Origin of the sequence: Mesorhizobium escarrei (assembly GCF_935825525.1) — a bacterium.
Taxonomy (GTDB): domain Bacteria; phylum Pseudomonadota; class Alphaproteobacteria; order Rhizobiales; family Rhizobiaceae; genus Mesorhizobium; species Mesorhizobium escarrei.
This window is the reverse complement of record NZ_CAKXZT010000165.1, coordinates 10,128-15,648: the sequence shown is the minus strand read 5'-3', so window position 1 is coordinate 15,648 and position 5,521 is coordinate 10,128. Positions and strand designations below refer to the sequence as shown.

3 protein-coding genes and 1 pseudogene are annotated in these 5,521 nt (G+C 61.1%); 2 read left to right on the top strand and 2 right to left on the bottom strand.

All coding sequences use genetic code 11. The annotated features are described in order from the left end of the window. Positions 1 to 409: 409 nt before the first annotated feature. On the top strand, positions 410 to 2,077 hold the full coding sequence (locus NMG80_RS30645) for an alpha/beta hydrolase (protein ID WP_254021581.1): 1,668 nt from the start codon (positions 410 to 412) through the stop codon (positions 2,075 to 2,077). Between the two features lie 554 nt (positions 2,078 to 2,631). On the opposite strand, the pseudogene NMG80_RS30640 reads toward NMG80_RS30645, so the two are convergent. Both NMG80_RS30640 and NMG80_RS30635 read right to left on the bottom strand, forming a co-directional pair. Continuing rightward, positions 2,632 to 2,745, bottom strand: a pseudogene (locus NMG80_RS30640) (sugar ABC transporter ATP-binding protein); the annotation flags it as partial. 68 nt (positions 2,746 to 2,813) lie between these two features. Continuing rightward, on the bottom strand, positions 2,814 to 4,229 hold the full coding sequence (locus NMG80_RS30635; RefSeq protein WP_254021580.1) for an alpha/beta fold hydrolase: 1,416 nt from the start codon (positions 4,227 to 4,229) through the stop codon (positions 2,814 to 2,816). A gap of 413 nt (positions 4,230 to 4,642) precedes the next feature. On the opposite strand from NMG80_RS30635, the gene NMG80_RS30630 reads away from it, so the two are divergent. Continuing rightward, on the top strand, positions 4,643 to 4,867 hold the full coding sequence (locus NMG80_RS30630) for a DUF982 domain-containing protein (RefSeq protein WP_254021579.1): 225 nt from the start codon (positions 4,643 to 4,645) through the stop codon (positions 4,865 to 4,867). Positions 4,868 to 5,521: the final 654 nt, after the last annotated feature.

Below are 5,521 nucleotides of genomic sequence, written 5' to 3'. Positions count from 1 at the left end.
TTCTCAAACAGGAAGCTTGCGCCATGATCCGTCATTGAAGGAAGCCACTAGGACGTAGCTTCGGGCGCCAGGAGCGGACATTGCTTCACCAGAATGAACTCTAACTTGGATTTAGTCCAAAACCAGCAAGCCCTCTATGTCGTCGGCGTGAAAGGCTGACGCTCAACCGAGTAGCCTCTTGACTCGTCCGGCCTTCCCGGTGCGGTCGTGCCATTTGCAGACATTGGCCATCCAGTTGCGAAGGGGAATTTTGGCGATCGCAAATGCGACCTGATCAGATCGTGTGCCTTGCTGGACGGAGCAGCCGGAAATTTACAGCTGCCTCCTTCTACAAAACGCGAGAGCGAGCCATGATGGCCCTTCGTATTCATTCCAAGACAATTCAACCCAAGAGAAGCGAAGCGGCCCTATGCGTAGCTGGGTGACAAGGTTTTGGCGGTCGTTTGCTGCCGGCGGCCTGGTCTTAGGCACACTGTTCTTCGTCGCTTCGCTGACGCCGACGCTCATCCCCCGAACCTATCTGACCCAGGGCGTGCTCTCCGGGGCATGTTTCGCAGTCGGATACGGTGTCGGCGCCGCGTGGCGCTGGCTATGGACCTATATGGAGCTTCCGGAACCGCGTGAGCGGCTCCTGGTCGCTCTCAAGATCGTCGTCGCAGCCATTTGCGCCGCCATCGCCATACTGTTTCTGTGGTGGGCGGCAGAATGGCAGAATTCGATCCGTCGACTGATGGACCTCGAACCCGTGACGAGTGCACATCCGTTCGAAGTCTGTTTGATTGCGATCGTCACATTCCTGGTGGTCATAGCGCTTGCCCGGCTCTTCAAGGGCATCTCTCGTTTGATTGCGGAGCGGTCCGGCCGTTTCGTCCCGCGCAGGGTTTCGAGGGTAATCGGTTTCGCCGCCGCGATATTGTTGTTCTGGGCGGTCGCAAACGGTGTGCTCGTCCGCTACGCACTCCGCGTGGCCGACTCGTCCTTCGCTGCGCTCGACGCCCTCATCGAACCGGACCGGCCGCAACCGGAATCTCCGCTCAAGACCGGCAGCCTGGCTTCGCTCGTCGGCTGGGAAGAACTTGGACGGGCGGGGCGAGAATTCATCGCGACGGGACCCACCGCTGCAGAGATAGCCGCGTTCACGCACGCAAATGCACTCGAGCCTATCCGGGTCTATGTCGGGCTTCGCGTGGCGGACACGGCCGAGGAGAGGGCGCAAATCGCCCTCGAAGAGCTGAAACGCCTCAGCGCCTTCGAACGCTCCGTACTCGTCGTCGTCACGCCGACCGGCAGCGGCTGGGTCGATCCCGCTGCCATGGATTCAGTCGAGTACCTCCACAGGGGCGACGTGGCGAGCGTCGCACAACAGTACTCCTATCTGTCGAGCCCGCTGTCGTTGCTGTTCGAGCCGGAATACGGCTCGGAAGCAGCACAGGCTCTGTTCGCCGCGGTCTATGGATACTGGACGACGCTTCCGCGCGAGAGCCGGCCAAAACTCTATCTGCATGGCCTGAGTCTCGGAGCGTTGAACTCCGAGAAGTCGGCAGAGCTTTTCGAGATACTGGGTGACCTTATCCAGGGGGCGCTGTGGAGCGGTCCGCCGTTCGAGGCCAGGATGTGGCGCAGCGTGACGGAGCATCGCAACCCCGGCTCACTGGCCTGGCTGCCGCAATTCCGGGACGGTTCCTTCATCCGTTTCATGAACCAGGACGGCGGGCCCGATCCGACCGACGCACCCTGGGGTCCGCTGCGCATCGTCTACCTCCAATATGCGAGCGATGCGATCACGTTTTTCGATTATCGCGATTTCTATCGCCGTCCTGCCTGGATGGATGCGCCACGCGGTCCGGACGTCTCGCCGGAGCTGCGTTGGTACCCCGTCGTGACGATGCTCCAGCTGGCCCTCGACATGGCAGTCGCCACTGGTACGCCGATGGGCTACGGACATGTCTTTGCGCCCGAACACTACGTCAACGCGTGGCTCGCCGTGACCGATCCGCAGGGTTGGTCGGCCGACCAGATAGCGCAGCTGAAGCAACATCTCGCCGCTCGCGCGAGGCCATGTGACGGCTGCCTGTGACGGCGCTGGCAGTCCATGACATGGGCAGCGCGAGCGGAAGCCAACGAGGCACGCCGCGTGTGGAACCGCGGGCCGCGGCGACAGGATCCACGCCCTCGTCACCGTCTGATGCGGCGCAGGTCGACGACACGGCCATCGCGCTCCCTCAACGCGATTTCAAACCGCCGGCGCGGCTGGCCCGATAGACGAAAAAGCGCCCGCGGCAACCACGCGGCGGACGTCCCGAAAACCACGGTTGCGCAGCAGCCTCCCGCCTTCCCGGCATGTGATCGCTCTGCCATTGTCGAGGTTCGTGCCGATATTAATCTCGTTCGTGACGGCTTGGGCGGGCGCCGGCACAGCCACAGGCGCGACCAGACCGAGAACGAGGCCAGCAAGCGAAGACGGGCGGGACATGGAAGTCTCCGTGACAGTTGTTTTGGTCGCGAGCAATGTAAACGCATTGGCGCTGATGGACGAGTGCTTATCCGTCACCACTCCGGGCAGGCCGGATTCCGGATTGTCGTCGCCTCAAAAGGAGCTAAGCGCGATCACCGCCACCATGGCGATGACGGGGACGGGCCGACTAGCGTAACGAATTCGCCATCGACGATGTCGATGCTTACACCGTGCAGGATCTCGACTGAACCAAACGATTTGTAGACGTCACGAATTTCGACAGACGCCATCGATTTCTCCGTCGCCGCCCTTTGTGCCACAACGCCAGCCTCAGCGATCTGGAAAACCGGTCGTAACGCTACGCGACCGGGTTGTGCATGGCCAGGAAGGCAGCCGCTTCCTCGAAGAACTGGTCGAAGGCGGGCGTGCCTTCAATCAGCACGTGGTTATTTCCCTGCAGTTCGACAAACATCGCCCCCGGAATGAGCTTGGCCATCAGGCGGCCCTCCTCGATCGGCGCGATGCGATCGCCCACGCAATGCAGCACGAGCGTTGGGACTTGGACCCTCTTTGCCAACTCGGTCGCGTCAACTTCAGCGTTCATTTTCCAGAGTCGCATCGCGGCCTCGGGGCTCGTGGCAATGCGCTGCAGTTCGTCAAAGCTCGCCACAATCTCCTGTGGGGCGTCGGGGATGAACGTCGAAGTAAAAAAGTGCCTGAACACGGGATTCGGCGACCCCCAGCCGTCGCGGATCATCATCGCCCCGGCTTCATAAAGCTTCCTTTGATCGAGATCCGGTCGCTTTAGCCGACCTCGGAGAAAACCGCCCAACAAGATGAGGCATGTCACTTGCTCCGGATGCTCCACGGCATAACGCACAGAAAAGGCGCAGCCTTGCGAGATGCCGAGGAGCGCGAACCGATCCAGCCGTGCAGCGGTCGCGACTGCGGATATATCGCCGGCCATTGCATCTTCCGATACCGTCTCAACCTCCCAGTCCGAGAGCCCGTTTCCGCGTTGGTCGAACCTCACGAGATGGCAGAGCTTCGCGAACTCCGAGAGAATCGGTCGCCACATGGGACTGTGCCATTCATACTCAAGATGGTTCAGCCAGTTCGGACCCTTCAGCACCGGCGCTCCCTGGCCAACGCTGGCCCAAGCGATCTGCACGCCGTCCGACGCCGTCGCGAACTGCACCCGCTGATGCAGCGCCGCTTCGACAGGTCTCGTCGTCAGCCGCGCCGCGTCGGGCGTCCACTGCCAGACACGGATGGGTCGGGAGATGTTCTTTACTCGCTGATTGCCCATGTCACGGAAGGGCACTTTGATCCGATCCGCGACTGCCTGATGCACAATGTCCGAGACGCACACGCCGCCCGGCTTGGCGAGCCCCTCAAGCCGCGAGGCCACGTTTACACCGTCGCCGAAGACGTCTCCGTCCTCGAAGAGGACGTCACCGAGATTGATCCCGACGCGGTATAGGATTTGGCTGTTCTCAGGCTCACCGGTGTTCCGCTCTGCCATCGACCGCTGAATTTCCACAGCGCTCTCAACCGCCTCAACGACGCTCGCGAAGTCGGCGAGTAGGCCGTCGCCCGTGGTCTTGACGATATTGCCCCGATGCGCCGCGATGCTGGGCCTGACGACCTCACCAATGTGTACCTTCAGGCGCGCAAGCGTGCCGGCTTCGTCCACCTCCATCATCCGGCTGTAGCCAGAGACATCCGCGGCAAGGATCGCCGCAAGCTTCCGCTCGATAAGGTCGGCTGACATCAAGTCCTCCAGAGCGAAAGGGCGGCTTCGGTCAAACTGTCACAGACGCCCCCCGAGCCACTGCAGCGGGGCATCAGAGCCCGCCTCGGGACGATTGCTCGCGCCGCTAATCTGAGTGCGTGAGCACCATATGACCGACTCGGTGGAAAATCGTGCCGTCCAGACGCTTGGCCTCCTCCTCGCAGAGATCACACGCCACGCGCCTAACCCCGCGTGCCGGGTCTCAGTGGCCTCGCGGGCCATGGTATCCGATACATCTACCAAAAGCACGATCCGCGCGCAAACCACGTCTTGGTGCACACTCGTCGGCGCTCGAACTCGAGCTTCAAGCACGGCGTCCAATGCCGTCAGCTACACCACGCCAGTGGGCACGATCTCGCGTTTAGCCACTTCAATTCTGGAGAGCGACAAAGATGCCGGCGTTTATTCCGATTACAATCTACCTGAATGACAGATCGATGCTGGTTGCGTCGATCCCTGATGCTGCGAAAGCGCTTCAGCAACCATGGCCATTCATGGACAAGCCGTCCCGACTTGAAGCAATTCGAATGATCGAGGAATGCCTGGCCGGACACTGCACCCAACAAGCCGCGCTCGATGCCTTCAAGGCGGCCGCAAGTGAACAGGGGCTTCTTTAAGCCGAAAGCCTCCAAGCGTAGGCCTCAGGCATTCCGACGGGGTTGCCGAAGACCTGAGGTGAGGTGATGCTGCCTCGCGACCTTAAACCGCTGACAGGCCTCCTGAGCGGACTTGGTCAGCCGCACGGACCACCCGCCAAATCGAGGAATGGCGGGTGGTCCTGTATCGGCGCAGGAAGGGACGTAGCTGCGCAGATCTCAATTTCGTTTTTCGGCCTCAACAGCCAGTGGGTCACACCTAGCTAACGACTATTCCAATCGCCAGGAACGTGATGGAGACGGCGAAGACCGGAGCGAGTAACCAGCGGGCTTGGTGGACACTATTCTCCATCGGGTTCTCCCTTGAACTCGCAACGAGCAACGACTGTACGCAAAGGCGGTTCCGGGTGGCGCGCCTTGCCCGGCTAATCCCGCGAAACAGGTCAGACTTAGGTCCTGCCGCGTCAGACCAAAGCCCAGCAAAAGGAACATTTGCAACAGCATGAGGTTTGGGGAGCCTGGCGCGCGAAGACGCGTTCAGCGGACCAAAGCTCACATAAAAGGAGGCACCACTTATGAGAATGCGTCTTTCCACTGCAGCCGCGGGACTTCTGCTGCTGGCAGGTATCGGCGTCGCTGCCGCCCAGGACGTCATCATCGAGCCTGAACAGGAGA